The organism is Paenibacillus sp. FSL R10-2736 (assembly GCF_038000245.1).
Taxonomy (GTDB): Bacteria; Bacillota; Bacilli; order Paenibacillales; family Paenibacillaceae; genus Paenibacillus_AQ; species Paenibacillus_AQ phytohabitans.
Genome location: NZ_JBBOBN010000001.1, coordinates 3,538,537 through 3,562,350 on the forward strand (window position 1 = coordinate 3,538,537; position 23,814 = coordinate 3,562,350).

The following is a 23,814-nucleotide window of genomic DNA, read 5'->3' on the forward strand; positions in this document are numbered from 1 at the left end:
CTCTGCTTGCTGTCCAATTGGCCTGAGCACAGTCATTAATTCGAATAGGCCGTTACCCCCGCTGTATATAGGTTGTCCACTAACCTGTGGAATTCTTCCGGCGGTAAATCCTTTTCCCGCTGAAGCCATAGACGAAGCAGAGAAAGTGAGGTTGAGATCTGAAACTCAATCAGGTATGGCTTTAAGGAATCGTTGTGCGGAACGTTTAAATCCAATCTATCCAGGATCATTTCTCTTTTCAAGCGTTCAATAAAATGGATACTGCCATAATCACCCAGGAGGGCCTTGAGGACCGAGAGATATTCCTGGTTTTCCAGACAATGAAGCGCATCCTGAACAGTATAGGCAGCCAGCTTTTTATTCGCCAACTCTTCTTTGATGTAATTCAACAAATCATTCTCAACAGAGTCCAACAATTCGTAAATATCAGTGAAGTATTGATAAAAGGTGCTGCGGTTATATCCCGACTTCTTCGCAATCTCTTGCACCGAGATTTTTTCAATCGGCTTTTGGCTATACAGCTCACAAAAAACATCTATGAAATTTTGTCTCGTTTTTTCCGTGATTTCGGGCTGTTTTTTCATTTCATACTCCTTCTCAGACAAGCTTATCATCCGACACATCCTGAAAAACTGATGGTTGATGAGGGAAGACTAAAGATTTATGATCACATCATACAACACGTTGTTGGATAGTCAATACCTGAATGTTAAAAAAATAGGGGGATTATTATGCCAGTAAAACAAAATAGAATTTTGATTTTTGGTGCAGGTGTTATAGGGAGCGCGTATGCAATCAAATTCTTGGAAGCGGGGGTGGATGTTACTCTGTTTGCACGTTCTAACCGGTTTACAGCCTTGAAAGAGAAAGGCCTGCAATATAATGAGAAAGGTGCCGTTAAAGCGGTACAGGTAAAAGTCATCGATAAGCTTGAAAATGATGATGTATATGATTTTATTTTTGTAACCGTTCGTTACGATCAAGCCGAATCCGCGTTGTTAGCACTCAAAGACAATCAAAGCAAAAATATTGTTACCATGACTAATAATTCAATTGGATTTGCTTCGTGGCTGGATATTGTGGGAGACAGACTTTTACCGGCTTTTCCCGGGGCTGGCGGACAGATTAAAGAGGGGATTTTGTATGCCCGGTTTCCGCCAAAGATGCTTTTCGCTACTACATTTGGAGAAATCAACGGTTCAGTGACAGAACGTGTAAATAACCTTGCACAATTATTGACAACAGCGAAGCTTCCCTACGCAATCAATAAGGATATGAGAGCTTATCTCATAACACATTCCGTATCGGACATTGCATTGCTTAGTAGTTTACACTCTGACCATAAGATTATTGACGAAAAAACAGTCAGAACCAGACAAACGGCACACCAAATAACAGTCACCTTAAAAACGTATTTAAGGGCCATCCAACAAGCTGGTGTTGCTATTCATCCATCTGTATTTAAATTTATGCTTTTATGCCCAAACCTGATTTTGGATTTTTTCTTTATGCTATGGCTACGGACTAATATGGTACGGGATATGCTGCTGCCGGATTACGCGGATAGTGCAAACAGGGAAATTGTGCAGCTGAGGAACGATTTATTGAAGCTCTTAAGCCAAAAAGTTAGCTCTTCAGCTTAATATAGGGACGAAGCAGATAACTTGCTATTTTTAAAGGATTAAGGTTTGGGCTTGTTAGCAATTTTTTGCCCAAGTAGCTGTCGAGATTACGGATAATTAGATCCAGGATCTCATCCGAGAGATGCTCCATCGTTCTGCGCAAGACAATCGAGTTCTCATAACTCTCTCTGATCGGCTTGGTAAGCTCCTCATAATTACCCAAACCGCATAAATCCCGGGCGGCATAAATCCCTGTCATCCAGGAGGCATGCTGTCCGAACCCCATGAACGGCATCATTGCCCCAAAGCAATTACCGACATAAAATGTATTGCCGATCCTGCCGGAGTGACATACCCCTAGGGGGTAACCGGTGATTTGGAATTGGTCTGTGATGGGCAGCGCTTGCTGGAGTTCCGCTTGTACCTTGAGATAATAACGCTCCCATAGAGTTTCTATACCGGTATTCATCTCAGGGAGATCAGGAATGGCAATGACAAGGTTAGCCTCTTTCTCCGAGAAGGGAATCAGGTATCCGTATCCGAAAGGTGCGAGGTCGTAATCCAGCCAAGCCTTAACCTCATACGGATCGAATTGGCCCTCAACCGTTGCTCCTTTGACCGAAACCGTCAGATCTTCCCTGAAATTGCGGGTTTTCTTCGCGTAATCGCTGTCCCCCGTTGCAAGCACCACATGCGTATAGTCTGCAAGCAGTTCCTCATATGTTTTGTCAGATCTATAATGGATTTTTGACTTAACCTGCCTCCCCAGCTGTGCTTCATAAGAATTCTTATGTCTTCCACGAATGTTCGTGAAGCCTAGCTGCCCTTCCAGAATAGCCTGCTCATGCTTCGAATAAAATGTAAACTTTGAAATGCCGGCAGCCGGATGAAGATATATACCGTATTGCTCCGATAAGTAAGCGATACTGTCGTTAACGGGACGGGTGAACATGGAGAGCAGCACTTCGGCATTCACAAACCGGTCTCCAATCATACTGCGGCTCTCAAAAATTACGGGTTCTATTCCATGCTTCTCAAGTGTAATGGCACAGGCAAGCCCCGATATTCCTGCCCCCATGATTGCAACTTTCATCTAGAGCTCACTCCTTCCAGACATTCTCTTGCATACATTCTTCCCGTAACAGCAGAGTGAGTATTCATTTAGGCTTGAGCGATTTTACACAGAAATACCCAATTTAATAGTTTATCTGTAATTAATTTCATCGTCAATCTGCTAACTCATAGGTCTAGTGGTATTTTATAGCATATAATCTCTTTAATTAGCTAAAGGAGGTGAATTTACATGAAAAAGGAAGAAAAAGAGCTGCTTGCAGCGATTTTGGAAGTTACCGAAGCATCTGATAACGATGTTACACGCCAGAACAACGTCAATAACATTCACTAAGTAACTCTCCGCAGCCCATCCTCCTCATTGAATCTTCCAATGAGGAGGAATTCTCTTCATAATGGAGGTTTTGGAATGGTAAAAACTGCGCTAATATACCCTCCGGTCAGCGATCCTACTTCAGGTTATCACAGCCTATGTTGCTTGGCGGGCTATGCGCGGCAATTCGGCTTTGAAGATATTGATATTATTGATAGTAATATAGACTCCTGGCTGTATACCGTAACGCCTGGGCAAATTGGAAGAACAATGCAATATATAAATGAACGGACCGCGCAGCTTCAGGCACTGGAACAACCTACGCCCATTGAACAGATGGAGCTTTATTACGCGCTCAAAGTACAAGGCATGAATTTTGCCGGGGCGCTGCCAGCCGCGCTGCATACTTTCCGTGATGAAACAGAATTTTTTGACTACAGGCTGTATACCAGCGCCGTTGAGACTGTAATGCTCTGGATGGATGCCTTATCTCTAAAGGGCTTCCCGGGGCAATTCAGAGGGTTCAGCTTAGCCACCAGCGGATTCTTCAATGTATTTAACTCCATGGATATGCGCGATACCCGAATTACCGGAGTGATCTCCGGACCTTTCACCGACTATTTCAGGAACGAATTGATTCCCGGCATCATCACTGGCGGTTATTCCCTCGTCGGGATCAGCATCACCTATGTCGCCCAGCTTCCTTTCGCGCTCAGCATGGCGCAGCACATCCGGGAGAGCTGCCCGGAAATCCGGATTATATTTGGCGGGACTGCCGTCTCAGATTACTGGAAATATATTTTGAACAAAAGCGATTTCTATGCTGTATTTGACTCTGCAGATGCCTGCATTATCGGCGAAGGTGAAAGTGCACTGGTCTCTATCCTCCAGGCATTGAAGCACCATAAACCGCTGCCTGCGTCACCGAATATTGCACTGCATCCCCGGTACCAGGCGGTGCATGGTGCCTCCGCTCTGGAAATCAAATACGAAGATATCTGCTCCTTTCCGGTGCCGGAGTACAGCAAGCTGCCCTGGGAGAAATACTTATCCCCCTTTCCTTTCATTTACTATTCTCCTTCGCGGGGATGTTATTGGAACCGGTGCACCTTTTGTGATTACGGCTTAAATACCGATTCGCCTACCAGTCCCTGGCGGCAATACCCGCTGGATAAGATTATGGAAGATTTGAGGACGCTCGCCGTCACCTACAAATATATCTACTTCTCAGTGGACGTGTTATCTCCGGCCCTGCTGCTTAAGCTGGCGGCAGCGATTCTGGAAGAAGGACTCGACATCCGCTGGGGAGCGGAGATCCGGTTAGAGGAATACTGGACACCGGAACGCTGCGCGTTGCTTCAGCAAAGCGGATGTACCGCCATCTCGGTCGGATTTGAATCCGGCAACCAGCGGATATTGAATCTGATTAATAAAGGAACCAAGGTGGACCGGCTGCAGGAAACAATCCAAATGTTCAGCGAAGCCGGCATCGGCGTACAAATTATGGGCTTTACCGGATTTCCTACGGAAACGGTTGACGATGCCCTGAGTTCAGTTGATTTTTTGCAGCATAACAGCAGGCACTGGACTTTTGGCGGGCTTGGCCAGTTCGTCTTAACCAAAGGTGCCATTATTGCCAAAGAACCGGAGCGCTTCGGCATTCAGGATCTCCGGCCTTTTGAGGGCGAAGATGTCGCCTGGAGGCTGCATTACAGTGAGCAAACGCACTTGCTTGCCAACACTTCGCGTTGGGGACCGAAGGAGCTGACAGAGGCCAAAGCATCCCTCAGAAGCAACCTGTTTGACCGTCCCTGGGTGGGGGGAGTGGATACTGCGCATTCGATGTTCTATCACGACCGGTTTGGGAACAAGGTTCTCCAGGTCATCAGCGGGACAACTCAGACGGCAGCTAACGAGAACTCAATTTTGGAATTAAACGGACACCTTCTAAAGGGACATTATTACCTTCCGGTCCACAAGCTTTTTAACAAAAAGAACCTGGATAACATCCTTGACAGATCCGAATGCGAAGGTAAGGCAGTCACCGCGCAAAATATAACAGAACTTCTCGGGCAATGGAACCCGGATTGCTCCAGTTACCCGCAGCCCAAAGAGCAGCAGCTGTTCGTCCGTCGGGATGGCACTCTTTTTCCGTTTCCTGTACCCATGATCGAGTTTTTGTGGAATTTCGTGCCTGGCTTAAGTTTGACAGAGCTGCTGCAGCAATCGGCGCAGCATGAGTTCCATACTGAGCTATGGCAACACTGTATCTCGAACCAGTTTCTGCGGCTGAAACGGTTACCGGCAGCAGAAGCTTGAAGATCGCTTTATGAAGGAGGTGTGCTATTCCTTGAACCCCGCAACCAGCAAACCTAATTACAGACTCCTGTTAAAACATAATGCCGATTTCCGCTATCTATGGCTGGCCCGTGCCAGCTCCGTCTTCGGGGATTCCTTATACAATCTGGCTATCAGCTGGCTCGTGTACTCGATCACCGGCTCCTCGCTCCAGGTGGGGCTGGTCATTGTTGCCAAGTTCCTGCCGGAAATGATACTAGGTTTATTCATTGGCGCCTGGGTAGACCGCTTGAACAAAAAGATTCTGATGCAGATCGCCGATGCCGCTCAGGCTCTGCTCACCGTAACCCTTGCTGTACTCATGCTCACCGGGCAGCTTCATCTGCTGCATATCTATCTGATCACAGTTGGCTTATCGATTATGGGCAATCTGTTTGCTACCTCGCAGAGCTCCTTCCTGCCTGAGCTCATCGCGGATAAAACCTATCTCATCTCAGCCAATTCACTGCTGTCCGTTTCCCTGCAAATCACCCGTATTCTCGGAACAGTTGCGGGTGGAATATTGGTGGCCTCTATCGGAAATTCAGGGGCTGTGATTGTGGATGCGGTAACCTTTATCATCTCGCTTGCTCTGATCCAGCAAATTAAGCAACGCGGCAAGGTCGGGATGAATTCCCGTGCCGCCACCGGCTTGTCCATCTTCGCGGAAATCGGCGAGGGCTGGCAATGGCTGCGGGGACAAACGGCCATGCTCGTGCTTATCCTTCTCGGTACACTCAGCAATATTGCCTTAGGGCCAAGCAATGTGCTTCCCCCCATGCTGATCGGTGAGCTGCTGGAAGGCGGTTCCGGCGAGCTTGGTATTTTCAATGCAGCTATAGCTGTGGGGCTGCTTCTGGGTGGACTGTTCGTCGGCAGCAGGTCTCCCCGGAGAATTGGTGTCTGGTTCTCCTGCGGCCTTGGGGTTCAAGGCCTTGGCATGTGTGTGATCGCCTTATCTTCCGCTCTCTGGCCGGCTTGCTTCGGCAACTTGATCCTGGGCTTTGGCGTAACAGTCACGGTGATCCCGATGAGCACCTTGTTCCAGCTGCTGGTTCCGTCTCCGCTTCGGGGGCGTGTCAACAGCATCAGCTCCATGGCCTTTAACATCTCCATCCCGTTAACCTATGGCGGAGTAGGTATTCTGGCTGACAGAATCGGCGTGGAAGTATGCTTCGGTCTTGCCGCTGCCTTGTTCGCCGTTTGTCTGATCATCGGGCTGACCAATCATCATCTGCGCAGCCTCGACATCCAGGCTCCACAGTCGTCCCCATCACCTCAGACCAGTCAGTCGGTATAAGTAATCTACATATTTGCATCTCTTCGTGACCCGGTACGCCGGTAAGTCCAGTCATGCCGGTAGGACCGGTAAAACCTGCCGGGCCAGGTTTTTTATTTCATTCAAATATTTCGTTGAATACCAGTTCAGCTGAAACCAGTCTGCATTGCGTTACTGCCATTCATCACTCAACCATTTGCCACAATTATTGTTGCTAGGGTCTGGTCTGGTCTGGTCAACTCTACATAAATACAAGCTGAGTGATTGATATACTAATATTCAGACTTAACGGTTTTTGAGAATCCCAAGTTCCTCGGTAAACAAAATAAAGACTGCAACTCATTTACGAGTATACAGTCTTTATTTTAGCAGTAAGCTTCACCAGTTTTTCATAATCGATCAAGCTTCTACTTCAACAATGATATTAATAATAGAAGCGTCATGGTCTTTAATACGAAGGGGTGCTGCGAAGGCGGAAATGAGTTTTTTATCAATTAACGGCGCTGGATTAATGTCTTCATAAATTAGCATTGTCGGCTCTTTATACTTCTCATGGTCTAAAAAGGCATGGTGGACAAAAAAGCCGGTTTTTTTGGCTTCCGCCATATTTTCAATGCTTAAGGTATCAATAGCTACGGCTTTGCAGTTTGGCAGCTTCGTCCGGATGTATTCGGCAGCTTCCGGAGAGACGGCCGGGAAATGATTGGCGTATCTTTCGAAATCCGTATCCCTGTATTTCCAATAGCCAGTATTGAAGATTAGAATATCTGCCTCATGAAGCTCTTCGTACGCCTCAAGCATAGCGGTTGTAATGAAACCGTCAGCGCCCAGCGGGCAGTCAATTAATAGCGGGCTTCTGTAGATGAAGTCTTCAATTGGAACAGCATCTATGCCCTTACCGTTATTCAAATGATGCCACGGTGCATCAACATGGGTACCCGCATGAAGATAAATGGTTAATACACTTCCGTTCCATTCGTCTCCTTTACTCAAGCGCTCACGAGGATCTAATTTCACTTCTGGCAGCCCTGGAAAAACCGGCATTCCAGCATAAATCGGGTAACCGATTTCGACGTATTTTGAAATAATAACACTCTCCTGTAGTTTCTTTGGGCATAGTACAAGTTCACCCTGATTAACGTTAATCGGTTATTAAGTTCTAATAACACTTACTGGGCAGTCAGAATCAGCGGTCCGTCCGCCGTGATTGCGATCGTATGCTCATATTGCGCCGACAGCTTGCCGTCTGCTGTTCTTGCCGTCCACTCATCATCGTCAATCGTGATGCGGTACGTACCTTCGTTGATCATGGGTTCAATGGTAAATACCATGCCTTCCTTTAACCGGATGCCTTTGCCGGCGATGCCGATATGCTCGTAGCTCGGCTCTTCGTGCAGGCTCCGCCCGATCCCGTGCGCCAGCAGATCACGCACAACGGAATAACCGTTCGCTTCCGCGTGTTGTTGAATCGCCGATGTGATATCGCCGAGCCGGCCTCCGGGAACCGCCCGGGCGATCCCCAGGTCCAGACATTCCTTCGTTACCTTCATTAATTGCTGCGCCTCCGGCCGGATGTTGCCCACCGCATAGCTCACGCACGAATCGCCGAACCATCCGCCGTATTCCGCGACGATGTCGAGCTTCAGCAAGTCACCGTCCATAACCGCCCGATTCGAAGGAATGCCGTGTGCCACCACATCGTTAATCGAAATACAGGTTTCTGCGGGGAACCCGTTATAACCTTTCGTAAACTGCTTGCCGCCCAGCTTGGTAATGTGCCTGGCTACAAAGTCATTGATTTCTTGGGTGGTAATCCCAGGTTCGATCAGGCTGGCCACCGCGCGGTAGCAATCCGCCACGATTTGACCCGCCTGTTTCATCTCTTCGATTTCTCGGGGTGATTTTAGAATAATCATCTTTGATTTATTCGCTCCTTATCCATGCTAGAATTTCAGAAGCCGGACGATCTCCCCGGCCTCCTCGTGCAGCTTCCCGCGGCGAAGCGAAAGTGAGGCGCACCCGGTCATGGCGGCCAGCAGCATTTCCGCTCGCTGCAGCTTATCCGGTGATTCCGCTGCGTTTCCGCCGGAAGCGGCAGCCCCCTCCGCCGCGCTCCCCGTTTCCAGCAGGGCGGCAAACGGTGTGAGCACCTCCTGGAGAAAGGCGGCCGAGAGCGGGGAGGAACGGGCTTCGGGCAGCGAAGCAAACCCTTCACCTGCCTGCTTATACAGCAGGTATAAAGCATGGTCCTCCGACCAAAGCTGCAGCAGCCGGACGCTGGCGGTGGCGGGGTCAAACTCTACGGCACCGGCCGTTTCACCGCTGCCGCTTAAGGAATCCGAGGCTCCCGTGCTCACGGTATCTGCCACAGCAGCCAACCCCATATGTCTGCCCGCCGTTGCCTCCACTGAAGTAGAATCGCGTAGGACCTCCAATGGGATTATGCCCGGTGCCTCCCGCTGGGCACCCATCCATCCCCCGGCCCGGTCTAGCGCGTCCCATAGCAGATCGTTGAGCAAATCGCCTTTATTGCTGTAATAGTGATATACCGTACCATACCCGAGTCCCGCCTGCGCGGCCACATCGCGGATTTCCAGTAATGGCCCTTTATCCAAAAACACATCGGCTGCGGCTTTGCGGATCTGCGCCAGCCGGCGCAGCCGGATATCCTCATTTTGTTCCTTCGTGCGTGGAGTCATCTCGTCCATCCACCTCTTTTATTTTTGACCTGCTGTTATGTCAATATAAAACATCGGCACGGGAATAACAAGTATCTTTTTGAAGTTGGCTATACATATGAAGTATGATTAGTGAAGGAGTCCGTCGCGATATACCTATGAACGGGAGGCATTCTAATCATGAGTGATGAGAAGAACATAGCTTACATTCCAGAGGACCATTCGCTGGGTATTTCGGTAATTACAGCGATTCATACCGGCGATATCCCGTTGCTGAAGCTGCTGCTTGAAGAGAATCCCGGGTTGGCCGCCTCAAGAATTGTAAGGAACGGAGAATTGCGTTCCATGCTGCATATTGCAACTGATTGGCCCGGACATTTCCCTAACAATACAGTAACAATTGCACTGTTGATTGATGCCGGTGCTGAGGTGAATGCCCGTTTTACTGGACCGCACAGCGAGACCCCGCTTCATTGGGCTGCGAGCTGCGATGATGTCGAAGTGCTTGATCTCCTCCTCGATTCCGGTGCTGACATCGAGGCATCCGGCGCCGTCATAGCCGGCGGAGCGCCGCTGGACGACGCAGTGGCATTCGCGCAATGGCGGGCAGCACATAGATTAATTGAGCGTGGAGCCAAAGCTGCTCTTTGGCATGCAGCTGCGTTGGGTCTGGTAGATGCTATGAAAGTTCATTTTGCCGGAGACCCGCTCTCACAGCAATACCCTTGGGGAGCGGGACACTCATCGCCTCCGGACGAGGTCAACGTCGCTTTCTGGTGCGCTTGCCACGGTGGACAACGAGATGCTGCCGAATACCTGCTCGACCGGAAGGCGGATATAAACTGGATTTCTGTGTGGGACGGCCTCACTCCCTTGGATGCTGCTCAGCGCAGTGCCTCCACAGGTATGGTACAGTGGTTGCGCAGACTGAATGCTAAATCCGCTACCGGACTTCTTTGATATTTCTCCGCCAAGCTTCTGTATTCAGCTCATTATTCATGACTGCAGCCACAAATGAGCCGGCCGAAGCCGAAGCAATTGCCTGATGCATCATAGATGCTGCATCCCCGGCGCTATAAATGCCCGGGATATTTGTTTGTCCGGATTCATTAACGGCGAGTACTCCTGTTTCTGTGAATTCGCATCCGATGGTGCGTGGAAGGTCAGAGCCCATCGCCAGCTCAGGTTTGAAAAAGATTCCCCTGGCTGGAATCACCGTCCCGTCTTCCAATACAACTTGTTGAACGATACCATCCTTCGAGTCGATATGCCGGATCGGTGAATCGAACAAGGGAATATGATTGTGCTGGAACTCCTGGCGCTGAGCCTCGGTCAGTTCATCCGGACCATTCGTACAAACCGTAAGCCGGCTTGTCCATCCGGAAACAACCGGAGCGAAATGCATTAGGACTGTCCCCTTCGATATGACGACAAGCGGCTGATCCCTTAATTCCCAGCCGTCACAATACGGGCAGACGAAGGCGCTTTTTCCGTATACCTCCTTAAGGCCCGGAATAGAAAACGGCTGATCCTTCATGCCGACAGCAAACAATATTTTTTTACTTGTTATCATTTGTCCTTCCATCGTGCTCAATTCAAACTGACCGTTGGTGCCTGCGATCGATATCACTGTATCCGCTACGAATGATGCCGTGGGATAGGCCAGAATCTCTTCTTGTGCGATTCGCCTGAACTCCTTCGGAGTGATCCCATCACGGGTAATAAACCCGTGAACCGCGCCAGTTACAGCATTGCGTGGACGCCCCTCATCAATCACCACTACCTTTTTCTTCGCCCTCGCCAATACCAAAGCGGCATTCAGACCCGCCGGTCCGCCGCCGATAATTGCCACATCAACATAATGTTTCTCCATAATGAATAGCCTCCTTCATAGATTCGAAATATCTACAATTATACCGCAAGAAGCCTGGGACTTCTTGTTTGATCCGCTAAAAAAGATATCAAAGAGCTTCTTTATCCACAATAGAAGGTTTATTACAATTTTGCAATGATTATTTTTAAATTAATATTAGCTTTCATTGGTGATATCAGCTCCGATTGGCCGCTTGGATCAGTCCGGTAAGGTATTGCTTCTGCTCTCCCTCAGCTTTGTCAGCAAGCTTCTGCAGCTTGTTCTTCCCGCCCCAGATCAGGTAGACAAGATGTTCCACCTGGTAGTAATGCAGGCCGTGTACCTGATCGAGCAGCAGTCTAAGCAGCCCCACATTCTCCAACTCTCGCGTCATCTTCAGCTTTAATGAATCTGTACAGTACAGCATACACGTCAACAGCACGGGAAGCATCTCTTTGTTAATACCATATTGTTCGATTAACGCAGCTGTGAATCTATTCTGGACAGACTGATATTCAACATCTACCTTCTCCATATATTGAAGGGCCAACGGGAAATATGCCTGATCTGTGAGACCCAGTCCAAAGACCGCATAGCTGCCCGGCATGCAGCATTTCTCCGCTTCTGCATCCGTATACCATTCGAAGGTTTCCATCGCTGCGATGGCATATTCTTCAAGCAACGGGTGTATCTTCGGGTATTCAAGCGCATTCGCAAAGAAACGGTGCGTGCCCGTTTTGGCGAGTCCTTTGAGCGGCAGCCAGTGCTTAACTGAGGAGGTTAGCTTGATCTGATAGCTTTTTGGAAAGCCCGACTTCAGCAGATTCGTCAGATACCGGAGCGCAAACGCATAACTCTCCTCTGACTCCTGATTAATACGGATGCGTACCTCGGCAAATACATCATTAGCGCTACATTCCACCTGATCATTGCGTAATCTCGTAACCTCTTCAGCAAAGGAACCGCTGCCATAATTAATAAGCCGTGCAGCCTGGACACTCCCGAGTTCGAGCGCGCATTGCAGGAAGGCAAGCCCCGCACTTCTGCTGTAGGAAGGCTCATATTTAAGGATGCAAACTGCAGCATAGATCACGAGCCCAACCGTTTCTTGCCCGCCATTTTCCAGCACAGCATCGTTCCTCTTCGTAAATCCCGTCTGCCACTGGGTTCCTGTGTTCTCGAAATAACGCGGCAACCAATGATCTTCTACCCAGTTCCTGAGCGCTACAGTGATAGTATTGCGATGCTCAGCCAGATGCTTGTTCCCCTTGTTCAGCTCTTGTATCTTGTCATACACAGCGGTGATTCTGCCGGAATCCAAGACGGGATACAGTCCTTCATCCAGGAGATGCCGGGCCAGGAAAAAAGTTTCCAGCGGCTTGGTCGGATATTTACCGGCATCTAGCTTGTTTAAGGTATAGAGGCGGATCTGTTCCAGCAGCTGTTGCTTCTTCGCCTCATCTACATATTCAAGAATACGAACATTTACAACACCGTTGCTTACCTGGAATTTCCCGTCAAACCTGAACCGGTAATCCAGGACTGCCTGCGGCAATGCATTTAATTTATTCTGCATATACGAAGCAAGCTCAGGGATGATCTGCTCCCGTACTTGTACCTCTGTCAACTGCTCAGATGTAGTCTGCTTCCTTTTATCCGGTTCGTTTAAACCAAGCAAATTATCTGTCACATCCACTCTGCCATCCGCATATTCGAGGAGAGCATACCCGTGAATGCCTGCCTGCAGGGTGGTCCGTTTTACAATTTTCTCTGCTTCTTTATCACTGATATAGATGAGCCACTTGTCTATTTCCATTTTCATTTCTTCAAGAATTGCTTCCAGCGTATAATCCATGTCTATTACATGCTCCTTTACACAGCGATATCGGCAGTGAAGTTGTTCATGCCCACTCTAAAATTATGTACATTAAATATTACCGTATCTTGATTTACCGTTCAAATTTTAAGAGTTGATACCCACCGATTACGCTGATACTAGTCTTCATGTAATTTGACAACCCCAAATAAATATACCCATAATGGAAAGATTCAAAGGGTCGCACGGCGTACGGGAGGGAAACTGGATGGAATTTGAATTGCTGGGCCGGGTATTATTAGCGGGTTTATGTGGGATCTTCATTGGATTTGAGCGGAAGAACCGCATGAAGGAAGCCGGAGTTCGTACACATTTTGTCGTAGCCGTGGGAGCAGCGCTCATGATTATCGTTTCAAAATACGGGTTTCAGGATCAGATCGGGTGGGAGAATCTGTCCGTTGATCCATCGAGAATAGCTGCCGGAATCGTCAGCGGTGTGGGTTTCCTGGGAGCCGGAATGATCTTCATGCAGAATAATACGGTCAAAGGATTAACTACAGCCGCAGGAATTTGGGCTACAGCAGGTATTGGGATGGCCGTTGGCGCAGGGATGTATCTCATCGGCATTGGGGTGGCCTTGATCATTTTTGTGGGGCAGATTATTCTTCATGGGCACATAGGCTGGCTAAGTTCACCACAGACCGAGCGGGTCACCCTTGTAACAGATTATTATGAGCAGACAATGGAACAATTGCTGAATCTGCTACGGAGTCATGATATATCCGTGCTGGCTTTCGAAGCAGAACGCGAGGCTGAACTTACCACTTTAGTTATGACAGTGAAGTTTCAACGCAAAGCTCACTTGGAGACACTGCTTGCAGTCATGAATGAGGAATCTCATATTATCCGGATGCAGGTGGAATAATAAGGACTGACCTGAACAAAATGTTTATGGTCATGCTCTTAAGCTCTTATTCTCGAATTAATTATTAAGTTTATCTTACCATTGAACGGAATTATCCTGCCCGTTAACCTAATGAAGCATCGGCTAGAATCTTTTCTCTTTTACACTGATGAAGGGTTACAGGCAAAGTTAAGCATCCTTGATCCTGTGGAATTCGGGTTAAGTCTTCAATCCTTTTCTAAAGACAAAAAAATCACCCTGCTAGCCTAAGCTAACAGGGTGATTTTGCGAATCTTTCACGCGATAACTTTTCCTTCTATTTCTCGGCTGAAACGGTACCGTCCTTTATAAGTGACGCAAAACCGTTTCTACTTGCGTGTCTTAAATCTCTTCGAGAGCACGAACCCAAGGATGATCAGACCCATTCCGGCTAGGTACATGCCTATCGGACTTTCTTCACCGGTCTGAGGCAGCTTACCCGGCAGACCGCCTTGATTCGTTGGTTCATTTTGTGAAGGTTCATCAACTGTTCCTTTAGGCACTTCATCTACCACTACTTCGATCTCGATCTCCTGGTCCTCTCCATTATCGCTAACGATAATAGTGAACTTGTCTTTTCCGGTATAGCCAGGGTCAGGTGTGTACTTCCATTTCCCGTCTGGTGTAATCACGACGGTTCCATGTTCAGGCTCATTACCAAGGCTAGGAATTCCCCCAAGCGGGATTTCACCCTCGACCGGAATGTCCTCTATTGTGTTGACAGCTGTTGGCTGTGGACTTGGAGGACTGCTAATTACAGGTGTTGCTGTCGGTGCATTTGTCGGTTCACTTGTAGGTTCTGGTGAAGCCGATGGTGAAACTGATGGTGTCACCGTTGGAACAACTGTTGGACCCGGAGTGACTATGACTCCTGGTATTGAAGGAGTTGTTGGCGTTGATGACGGCGTTGACGGCACATATGGTGTTGCTGTTGGCGCCGTTGGTTCTGTTGGAGCTGGCGTTGCTGTTGGTGCAACAGTCGGCGTTGCGGTTGGCACTGGTGTAGGTGCAACAGTCGGCGTTGTTGTTGGCACTGGTGTTGGCGCAACAGTCGGCGTTGTTGTTGGCACTGGTGTTGGCGCAACAGTCGGCGTTGCCGTTGGTGATGGTGTTGGCGCAACAGTCGGCGTTGCCGTCGGTGATGGTGTTGGCGATGGTGTTGGCGCAACAGTCGGCGTTGCCGTTGGTGATGGTGTTGGCGCAACAGTCGGCGTTGCCGTCGGTGATGGTGTTGGCGATGGTGTCGGTGCCACTGTTGGCGATGGTGTTGGCGCAACAGTCGGCGTTGCCGTTGGTGATGGTGTTGGCGCAACAGTCGGCGTTGCCGTCGGTGATGGTGTTGGCGCTACTGTTGGTGTCGCTGTCGGCGATGGTGTTGGCGTAACCGTCGGTGTCGGTGTGGCCGTTGGCGATGGTGTTGACGTCGCTGATGTTTTGTTTGTTATTTGCAGATCTATGGCTGTAGTTGAATTAATTTTAACTGCATGAGGTGTCGTATCCAACAGATAACCTGCAGGTGCAGTTTTTTCAACTACTGCATAATCGCCACCGAGGAGCTTGGTGAATTCAAGCTTGCCTTCACCATTGGTTACTCCCTCATTAATCCAAATTTGCTCATCGCCGATGACGCGGAATAAGTCAAATGCAGCTCCTTCGAGCGTCTTGTTCTGATTATTCGCATCAACCTTTTCAATGCTGAGCGTGCCTCTGACACCGCTGCCTGTGCCTGAACCGCTGGAGAGCTGAACTTTAACTTCAGAATTGGTATCTTTGGTAACCTCTTTCACATTCTTACCTGTGAGACCTACCTCGTTGCTGACTGTTTCATTATTTTGTGCAGTGATCACAGATTGGTACTGAAGAATGTAAGCTTTCGAGATTTCTTTGGTAAACTTCAGTACGAAGCTTTCTTTGCCTTCACTGTCCTTCAAGAAGTTCAGTGTATAATCTGTGCCGCGTATCAATTCCTCGCTGGCGGGTGTTATTGTCCCGTTTTCTGCAACATTTGTCTTATAGAGGTGATAAGTGTTAGTAAGCAGAATTTGATTCTCACTCGGAGTATCTGTTACTAAAGCGTCCTTCACAACGGATTGATTACGGTTGATATACACCGTCCAGTCAATCTTATTGTTGTTTTGTGCGCCTGTCTTGGCGATATATTCGCCTCCATTAAGAATGTTAACAGAAGCTTTGAGGTCAGCGGATTCTTTAGTCGTACCGTCATACAGCACTGCAGTATTGTCGACAGTCTTTACGTCAATAACCTTATCTGCGAAAGTAGTCTTAAAGGTAACGTAAAATGCATAATTGATCGTTTTGTTAAAGCTTACCTCAAGCTTCCCGTCGTTCAGAGTTACGTTGTAGTCCTTTTCATCGACGTTTACGTCCTCTGAAGGGTTACCATTCGAGCCATAGATCCATTTGAATACCTTAACGGAATCCAGATCCACAACTTGACCGCTGCTGATCGTGTCCACCAATTTAGCATTAGTCAGGGTTTTCATATTATAGTTGGCCCCGACATTCCAGGTAATCTCTTTGTTGATGGCATCGTACGATCCGTTTTTGAGTCCATTATTCTTCACTTCTGCTCTTGGATCGAATGTTGATGTTGTCTTGATGGTCCGACTCTGACCATTCTCCACCCATTCCAGCAATGCCTGATTGACAAACTGGTTTTTATCCTCCGCCAACCAATCAAAGTTAAACTTAGTGAGGTATGTTATGGTATACGGTTCAGAGATCGGAGCTTTAAAAGTAATCGTGAACCCGTCGTTCACCGCCACAGGATCATGTTCGGTATAAACAACCTCAGTGGCGACTGCGGGACCTCCAGCGACCGGTTTAATCGTAAGGCTTCCCGGTACCAGCTTGAGCCCTGCGTTAACGAAGGTATCCGTTACTTTCAGATTTTCCATCGTCTTTGAATCTTTGTTGATCGTAATTGTCCAACGTACTGTCTTGTTCAGATAATCTTTTTCGCTGTTACCCTTGACCAATATTTGTTGGGTGATATTCTGGGAAGCTGAGTCCGAATGTTCACCGTAAGTCACTGTATTAGTGACCTTGCCATTTTCAAAAACACGTTCCGGCGCTTTAGTTTTGTATTCGATGCGGTATGCCGAATCAATAGCATCTTTGAATTTGAGTTCAAATTGATTTTTACCATCTACCACTGATTTTGTGATCGTGTATTTACTCTCCGGAAGTGGCTCAGTAGCCTTAACCCCTGTACCATCGGCCTTAATAGTCACTGGGTATACGTTCAGCGAACCTTCGATGAGCTTATGATTAAGGTCAATTGTATCCTTCAGGATCGCGTCTTTTGCAGAGATGTTTTTTTCATTGTAATTGAATTCAATCGCCCAAGTCGTAGTCTGGCTTGCATCATCATGATGCACGACTACCTTGCTAAGCGGCTTGCCCCGTCCTACGGTTACGGTAGTCTTCGATTCTTTAGATAAACCGTTGTCTCCCGTAAAAATAGCTGTATTCTCATAGCTGACCGCATCCTCACCGCTGGCTGTAATATCGGTGGTGAATTCTACACGATACGCCTTGGTGATCGGGCTCTGTTTAAATTTTAATTCCAGCTTCGCCGGTGTGGACCCGGAGGCATCATAACTGCTACCCGGAACAATGTCACCTGCTATAACTGTACCGTCCAGCTTCACTTCAAGTTCACGGACAACAATGGAGCTTGTATCAAGCGTCAACCCGTCCGGAATCTCATCGGTAACGGCAGCGTTGCCCACATTTTCCAAGACCTTGTTGACATCGACGGTCCAGCCGATTTGCGTCGGATTGTAGAATTGAGGCAATGGAGTACCTTTCTTCTCTACAGTTGAACTGACGTTAGGCTTGAAATGAAGTTCAATTACCTGGGTGCCGCCATTGATCGGGAACTCCACAAGCTGTGCGGTCGACCCTTTTATTTTTTTAGAACTAAGCAGTGAACGGACAGTAAAGGTCCCCTGCACTTGATCATATTGTTCAATAAATTCATTAAACGTAAAGACAACATGATTATTACCTTTATCGACATGATAGGTGCCTACTGTATCTCCACCAAATAGAAGATCCCCATCCAAATCACTATAAAGCTCAAACTGATCGGGAATATTAAATTCAAAAGTGGAGCCTGCTTCGTAACCGTGCCCATCTGCTAATGACCACGTGTAGTTCAGCTCGGAATAGGAATCAAGCTGATACACATTGCCGGTGACTGTCTCTGAGTAGTGCTCATCCGTATACACGGCCAGAGAAACGCTGGTGATCAGATTTTCCGTAATGTTACTGGGTTCTGCATGAGCACGTTCAGTGAAAGAGCCGAAGCTTGTTGTCCATTGGGTAACCAATAGAATAAGTACGAGCCAAATGCTAATCTTTTTCATTTTCATTGATGAATACTTCCTCCTTTTTCGTCATCGATTGTGTTTGAAGCTTCATGCCATTGCCTGCGCAACTTGTGGGAGAACTGCGCCGACAGCAGTTTAAGTTACTGTAAACCTGACATATGAACAATTTCTGAACAGCTTCGGGAAACCCAATAAATTACATGTGAAAAGGAAGTGAAGAGTGACTTCTATATACATAAGTTTCCTGATGTGTGTTTTTTAAAATATCCAAATAACCCGCCAAGCATAAGGCTCGGCAGGTTATTTGGTACTTATATACGGCTTATCCCTTTTACTTAATCACGGGTTACAAAGTGCTCCACCCCATCTGGTAAATTCGATATTTTATTTTTAAGAAACTCAGGGTAAACCTTATACTCCTGTAATTCATTGATATCAACCCACTGGAATATCAATCTGGATTCATCCGTTTCTAAGGACTTAAAAAGTCCGCTTAAAGGAATCTGCGAAGCATTGTTTAAACAAACCAGATGATAATGACATAACGTATGCGCTTCTTTTGCTCCCCACTTCCAAAAGGCTTCCTCAACCCAAACTAGCCGTTCTACTAATATGTTTACGCCGAGCTCTTCCTTATACTCGCGGATGAGAGCCTCTGCACTTGTCTCCCCCCAAGCCACATGACCACCTGGAAGAGCATATTCAGTATCTTCGACTCCCCGTTGAAGAAGAATTTTACCCTCATTAAGCAAAACTCCGGCGCTCCGGAAATTATGAATTCGATTCTCTTCTACAAATAACCAATCTATGTTTTTCATGCTCAAAAACCACCTTTGATTCCTGAACCTGATCTTTATAAGATTTCAGCTCCGGATAATGCTTGCCTATTCTTATTAAAGAAGGTGAATCCGTCACCGTAGATGTCAGTTCAACCGGAACAATCAAGCTCCTTGCCGAAGCACAGGAACAAGATAAAATCCCCGAAGAAGGATCCGCAACCGCTTCCATTAAAGTATCAACCTTAAAGACGACCCAAAATAAATCATTGTCCGTAAAGGTTGTCGAGAATCGCGGGCGATATTCAGGCAATACCGCAACGTGGAAGTTTGTGTTTAAGATCGAAAAAGTGAAATAACTACTATGAGTAACCCAGCTGCTTGTTCGGCTGGGTTACTCATGGGGATTACATATCTGCCCCCTATTGCTTATCGGAATTACAGTCAACTATGCCCCAGCTATTCCCCACTTCTCAGACCCGCCCGGTACTCGCTCGGCGGCATGCCGGTGTGCTTGCGGAATTGCTTGGAGAAATACAGCGCATCATTGAAGCCCACCGACGAAGCCACCTGCTCTATGGTCAGCGGAGCCCCGAGCAGTTGTCTGGCCTTGTCCATCCGTATTTTGAGCAGAAACTGTTTGGGCGACAAGCCGGTCCGCTGCTTGAAGGCTTTGGACAGATGCACCCGGTGGTAGCCGAGTGAGGACGCCAGGTGATCAATACTGATCTGCTGGTGGAACTGCAGCGAAATCCAGCGGATCGCCTGGTCAATCTGCCGGTCAATAATCTCGGGCATTTCGGCAGGGTGCAGGGGCAGCGCGCTTAAATTACCCAGCCCGAATTGGTGAAGCAGCAGCCGTGCCCAGCCTGAAGCCTCCAGACTCTCCAGCCGCGGGTAAGCAGACTGCTGGAAGGCATGCCGGATATGTTCGTACAAGCTATGAAGCTCTGTGACATTACCGGAATGCATAAAGGGTTGTTCTCTGGTAATGCCGACAGCGGAGAGAAGTTCTTGAACGCCAATTCCCTGCAAGGCTACCCACGCATAATGCCACGGGAAATCCCGATCTGCCTGATAACTGAAGAGCGAGCCCGGGAAAATAATGAAAGTGTCACCATTCTTGCACTGCGCAGAGAACGTCCCGCTTTGAAACAGGCCCTCCCCTTCCAGAACAGTATGTATCAAGTAATAATCGTGTACGGAAGGTCCGATGGTATGGCCGGGATAAGGTCTTGCCTCCCCGCTGAACAGCACAGACAGCTCCTTCTCCTCGGGTGTGAGGTTAATGCCTATAACAAAATCATAGTGCTCTGGATTCATATGCAACATTCCTCCATATTCATCTTGTCTTTCTCCATAGCCTCGCCTTCTGTTCTATTCTATAGTGATTATAGAAGAAGACAGCGGAAAAAGCTTCTACAACAACGATTATCATACGGAATAGTGTTCCTATTCCCAAACGACTGAAGCATATTCCGCAACTTACAGGAGGCTAATGTCTAATGTCCAAAATTACATTTATCGGTGCCGGCAGCACGGTTTTTGCCAAAAACGTCCTGGGGGATATCATGGCTACACCTGCCCTGCAGGGGTTCGAGCTTGCCTTGTATGATATTGACCTTCAGCGGCTCAAAGACTCCGAGAATATGCTTACGAATCTGAAGAACAGCGGCGGCAGCACCTGTACCATCATCGCCTATACCGACCGCAAAGAAGCGCTGCGCGGCGCCAAATATGTAATCAATGCCATTCAGGTCGGCGGGTATGATCCATGCACCATTACAGATTTTGAAATTCCGAAGAAGTACGGCTTGCGTCAGACCATTGCGGACACCGCAGGCATCGGCGGAATATTCCGCAATTTGCGCACGATTCCGGTCATGCTCGATTTCGCTGCGGATATTCGTGAGGTCTGTCCGGATGCGCTATTCCTGAACTACACGAACCCGATGGCCGTTCTAACGAATGTGATGAACACTTACGGCGGTGTGAATACGGTGGGATTATGCCACAGCGTGCAGCAATGTATCCCCGGATTATTCAGTCACCTCGGGATAGAACAGGAAGGTGTACAGGCGACGATTGCCGGTATCAACCACATGGCCTGGCTGCTCAAGGTTACCAAGGACGGCAAGGACTTGTACCCGGAGATCAAACGCCTCGCTGCAGAGAAGCAGCTTGAGCCTCACGGTGATATGGTCCGCTATGAGATGATGCTGAAATTCGGCTATTACATTACAGAATCCTCCGAGCATAATGCCGAATACCATCCGTATTTCATCAAAAGAAATTATCCCGAGCTGATTGAGCGGTTCCAGATCCCTCTTGACGAATATCCGCGCCGTTGCGTAGAACAGATTGGACGCTGGGAACAGATGCGTGAGGAGTTGGTGAATAATCAGGAGCTTACGCATGAACGTTCACATGAATACGCCTCTTATATTCTGGAAGCGATGGAGACCAATGTGCCGTTTAAGATCGGCGGCAATGTTATGAACACAGGACTGATTCCTAATCTGCCCAAAGAAGCCTGTGTCGAGGTCCCTTGTCTGGTTGACCGCAGTGGAGTGACTCCGACCTACGTAGGCGATCTGCCTCCGCAATGTGCCGCACTGAACCGGACGAATATCAATACACAACTGCTAACGATTGAAGCCGCCATGACACGCAAGAAAGAGCATATCTACCACGCAGCCATGCTGGACCCGCATACTTCAGCAGAGCTGTCGATGGATGATATCATTAATATGTGTGATGAGCTGATCGCTGCCCACGGTGACTGGCTGCCTGACTATCAATAAAAGGTGAAATTTGTTTTATCGCTATAAGCAAAGAAGCCCCCTATAGGACGCTATAGGAGAGGCTTCTTTGCTTATGATGAATTATAGTTCAACGACTCCATTCGCTCATGCTGTCTGGATTGAAATCTAACTCCTTGCCGCTTTGATTAACCACATATACTCTCTCCGGCGGACTTTCCAGGCTTCTACCCGTAAGTACAAGCCGGCGCCCTCCTTCAATGGGATAATTCCTTATATATAATCCTGAACCGGTATCTTCAAAAGAATATTTGTTCAAATCGCTCCAATCCAATGTGTTGCCCTTTTCCGATAAATCCGTTAATTCATCTAATGAAATATAACCGTCCAGCCCTCCTTCCTGGTTGTTTTGGCATGCTGAACCAATCATTAGAACGAATAAGACAATCATTGATAACTTCAAATATTTAGCTAGTCTCATATACGACCCTCTCCAGAATGCCATTATCCAGCTGGTGATCTATAGGGGTAAATATACCATAATATAGAAGTCAACACTAAGTCTGCAATAAGAATCTCCTAGCTCTTAATAATCTCAATAATCTTCTGCTGATGAATTTAACATCTCAAACAGAAAACTCTTCTTTAAACGTCTTTTGGTATAAACTTGTATACTCATCCTTACCCCTCCGGTCATGCTACATGATTACTGTATTTGCATTATAAGGGTTGAAGTATACTTCAGGGTCAAGGGGGATTCCACTAGAAACACTTAATTTTCGATTTTAAACCACGGACCTGAAGCTTGAAGGACAGCCCATAGTTTTTCCGGAAGTTCAATGGTATTAATATTGGAAGCCTTGATAGCTGTTTGAATATCTGATTCCTGTCCGCTTTGAACCTTGTCAATCCAATCTGGATCTGTAATTAACGCATGTCCGATCACAGCTAGGTTAAGTCCTTTATCTAATCCTTTTGCAGCATCATCGGGCGTTACCATAGAACCCGCAGCCAGTAGGGGAATCCGGCTATTCACATGTTCAACGATCAACTCAAGATAAGTCCTATCATCTTGGCTATCGACTGGCTTAGAGGATAGAGCATCAGCTAGTGAAGCATGCACATAATCAACTTCTGCTTCAATCAGACGGTCAATCAATACATAAGTATCTTTCATCCTTATACCGCCTTCTTGATGTTCATCAGGAGAAATCCGGTAACCGAGAATAAACGGTTTAACAGCATGCTTTTCAATAACCCGTTTCATTTCCTTAACGATTGCCAGTGGAAAACGAAGGCGGTTCTCAAGTGATCCTCCCCAATCATCCTCACGTCTGTTGAAGTAGGGAGAGAAAAAGTTTTGAACTAAAAATCCGTGTGCACCATGAATTTCAATCCCGTCGAACCCTGCTTCTATCGCTCGTCTTGTTGTTTCTCCAAATGCAAGAATGACTTCCCATACTTCATCGTGCGAAAGCTCTCTCGGCATAACGGAAGGAGCAAATCCTGTAGCTTCCGTCTCAACAGCACTGGAACTAACTACATCTCCATTTGGTGTAAGATTCGGGAGTGCTTTGCTGCCTGCGTGAAAAATTTGAAGCACAGCAGCAGCTCCGCCGCTTTTAGCCGCATCCGCCAATCTACGTAAACTTGGAATGAATTTATCGTCATAGGCTGCAAATTCATTCGTAAAACCAATCCCATTAGGCTGAACATGTGTACACCCTGTTATAACCAGACCTACACCTGTTACTCTTCTTCTGTAATAGTTCACTTCACCATCTGAAATTGTGTAATCGTCATTGCTGGCCCAGGTGGTCATAGGCGACATTACTACTCTATTTCTAAGAGAAATCCCATTTTTGAATGTGTAAGATTCGAACAGGCTGTTATATTTTGTGTTCATTTTTTTACCTCTTTCTAATTAGTTCATTTCTAAACTTACCAGTTGATGAGCGGCAACAACATTGTTACAATAACTTCATTAAGTATTCGAGTTACTCGAAG

Annotated in this window: 19 protein-coding genes and 1 pseudogene; 7 read left to right on the forward strand and 13 right to left on the reverse strand. The window is 47.4% G+C overall.

The window, feature by feature from the left end:
• Positions 1–35: 35 nt before the first annotated feature.
• A complete protein-coding gene (locus NSQ73_RS15220; protein ID WP_076246048.1) occupies positions 36–584 on the reverse strand; it encodes a TetR/AcrR family transcriptional regulator in 549 nt (182 codons plus the stop codon).
• 147 nt (positions 585–731) lie between these two features.
• Here NSQ73_RS15220 and NSQ73_RS15225 point away from each other — a divergent pair, with 147 nt between their 5' ends.
• A complete protein-coding gene (locus NSQ73_RS15225; protein ID WP_340987104.1) occupies positions 732–1,643 on the forward strand; it encodes a ketopantoate reductase family protein in 912 nt (303 codons plus the stop codon).
• Here NSQ73_RS15225 and NSQ73_RS15230 read toward each other — a convergent pair.
• Entirely contained in the window at positions 1,627–2,715 is a 1,089-nt protein-coding gene (locus NSQ73_RS15230) for an NAD(P)/FAD-dependent oxidoreductase (protein ID WP_340987105.1), read from the reverse strand. The two genes, NSQ73_RS15225 and NSQ73_RS15230, sit on opposite strands and share 17 nt — an antisense overlap.
• A 561-nt stretch (positions 2,716–3,276) precedes the next feature.
• Here NSQ73_RS15230 and NSQ73_RS15235 point away from each other — a divergent pair.
• Positions 3,277–5,325, forward strand: a complete 2,049-nt coding sequence (locus NSQ73_RS15235) for a B12-binding domain-containing radical SAM protein (protein WP_340987106.1) — start codon at positions 3,277–3,279, stop codon at positions 5,323–5,325.
• Positions 5,326–5,356: 31 nt separating this feature from the next.
• A complete protein-coding gene (locus tag NSQ73_RS15240; RefSeq protein ID WP_340987107.1) occupies positions 5,357–6,643 on the forward strand; it encodes an MFS transporter in 1,287 nt (428 codons plus the stop codon).
• Positions 6,644–7,021: 378 nt separating this feature from the next.
• On the opposite strand, the gene NSQ73_RS15245 is transcribed toward NSQ73_RS15240, so the two are convergent.
• From NSQ73_RS15245 to NSQ73_RS15255, 3 genes are read right to left on the reverse strand one after another with little or no spacing between them, the layout of a single operon-like run.
• Positions 7,022–7,768: a cyclase family protein gene (locus NSQ73_RS15245; RefSeq protein WP_340989284.1), complete on the reverse strand. Its 747-nt coding sequence runs from the start codon at positions 7,766–7,768 to the stop codon at positions 7,022–7,024.
• A gap of 23 nt (positions 7,769–7,791) precedes the next feature.
• Positions 7,792–8,538, reverse strand: coding sequence for a type I methionyl aminopeptidase (map, locus tag NSQ73_RS15250; RefSeq protein WP_076245909.1), 747 nt, complete (start codon positions 8,536–8,538; stop codon positions 7,792–7,794).
• A gap of 27 nt (positions 8,539–8,565) precedes the next feature.
• Complete coding sequence (locus tag NSQ73_RS15255) at positions 8,566–9,321, reverse strand: TetR/AcrR family transcriptional regulator (RefSeq protein ID WP_340987108.1); 756 nt, start codon at positions 9,319–9,321, stop codon at positions 8,566–8,568.
• 159 nt (positions 9,322–9,480) lie between these two features.
• Here NSQ73_RS15255 and NSQ73_RS15260 point away from each other — a divergent pair, with 159 nt between their 5' ends.
• Entirely contained in the window at positions 9,481–10,260 is a 780-nt protein-coding gene (locus NSQ73_RS15260; RefSeq protein ID WP_340987109.1) for an ankyrin repeat domain-containing protein, read from the forward strand.
• Here the strand turns inward: NSQ73_RS15260 and NSQ73_RS15265 are convergent.
• On the reverse strand, positions 10,244–11,173 hold the full coding sequence (locus NSQ73_RS15265) for an NAD(P)/FAD-dependent oxidoreductase (RefSeq protein ID WP_340987110.1): 930 nt from the start codon (positions 11,171–11,173) through the stop codon (positions 10,244–10,246). The two genes, NSQ73_RS15260 and NSQ73_RS15265, sit on opposite strands and share 17 nt — an antisense overlap.
• Positions 11,174–11,348: 175 nt before the next feature.
• Positions 11,349–13,007: a DUF6138 family protein gene (locus NSQ73_RS15270; protein WP_340987112.1), complete on the reverse strand. Its 1,659-nt coding sequence runs from the start codon at positions 13,005–13,007 to the stop codon at positions 11,349–11,351.
• A gap of 229 nt (positions 13,008–13,236) precedes the next feature.
• Here NSQ73_RS15270 and NSQ73_RS15275 point away from each other — a divergent pair, with 229 nt between their 5' ends.
• The gene (locus NSQ73_RS15275) at positions 13,237–13,893 is read left to right on the forward strand and encodes an MgtC/SapB family protein (RefSeq protein WP_340987113.1); all 657 of its coding nucleotides are present in this window, start codon (positions 13,237–13,239) and stop codon (positions 13,891–13,893) included.
• Between the two features lie 347 nt (positions 13,894–14,240).
• Here the strand turns inward: NSQ73_RS15275 and NSQ73_RS15280 are convergent, their stop codons facing one another.
• The 3 genes and pseudogenes from NSQ73_RS15280 to NSQ73_RS15285 form a co-directional block, all read right to left on the reverse strand.
• Positions 14,241–17,822 (reverse strand): collagen binding domain-containing protein, encoded by a 3,582-nt coding sequence (locus tag NSQ73_RS15280; RefSeq protein ID WP_340987114.1) that lies wholly within the window; start codon positions 17,820–17,822, stop codon positions 14,241–14,243.
• Between the two features lie 24 nt (positions 17,823–17,846).
• Positions 17,847–18,311: pseudogene (locus tag NSQ73_RS34980) on the reverse strand (Ig-like domain-containing protein); the annotation flags it as partial.
• 293 nt (positions 18,312–18,604) lie between these two features.
• A complete protein-coding gene (locus NSQ73_RS15285) occupies positions 18,605–19,087 on the reverse strand; it encodes an NUDIX hydrolase (protein WP_340987115.1) in 483 nt (160 codons plus the stop codon).
• Positions 19,088–19,149: 62 nt separating this feature from the next.
• Here NSQ73_RS15285 and NSQ73_RS15290 point away from each other — a divergent pair, with 62 nt between their 5' ends.
• Positions 19,150–19,404, forward strand: a complete 255-nt coding sequence (locus NSQ73_RS15290; RefSeq protein WP_340987116.1) for a hypothetical protein — start codon at positions 19,150–19,152, stop codon at positions 19,402–19,404.
• A gap of 100 nt (positions 19,405–19,504) precedes the next feature.
• Here NSQ73_RS15290 and NSQ73_RS15295 read toward each other — a convergent pair whose 3' ends face one another.
• On the reverse strand, positions 19,505–20,368 hold the full coding sequence (locus tag NSQ73_RS15295) for an AraC family transcriptional regulator (RefSeq protein WP_340987117.1): 864 nt from the start codon (positions 20,366–20,368) through the stop codon (positions 19,505–19,507).
• A gap of 182 nt (positions 20,369–20,550) precedes the next feature.
• On the opposite strand from NSQ73_RS15295, the gene NSQ73_RS15300 reads away from it, so the two are divergent.
• Entirely contained in the window at positions 20,551–21,849 is a 1,299-nt protein-coding gene (locus tag NSQ73_RS15300; RefSeq protein ID WP_340987118.1) for an alpha-glucosidase/alpha-galactosidase, read from the forward strand.
• An 88-nt stretch (positions 21,850–21,937) separates the two neighbouring features.
• Here the strand turns inward: NSQ73_RS15300 and NSQ73_RS15305 are convergent, their stop codons facing one another.
• Both NSQ73_RS15305 and NSQ73_RS15310 read right to left on the reverse strand, forming a co-directional pair.
• The gene (locus tag NSQ73_RS15305; RefSeq protein ID WP_340987119.1) at positions 21,938–22,288 is read right to left on the reverse strand and encodes a hypothetical protein; all 351 of its coding nucleotides are present in this window, start codon (positions 22,286–22,288) and stop codon (positions 21,938–21,940) included.
• Positions 22,289–22,579: 291 nt separating this feature from the next.
• Positions 22,580–23,713, reverse strand: a complete 1,134-nt coding sequence (locus NSQ73_RS15310; RefSeq protein WP_340987120.1) for an NADH-dependent flavin oxidoreductase — start codon at positions 23,711–23,713, stop codon at positions 22,580–22,582.
• Positions 23,714–23,814: the final 101 nt, after the last annotated feature.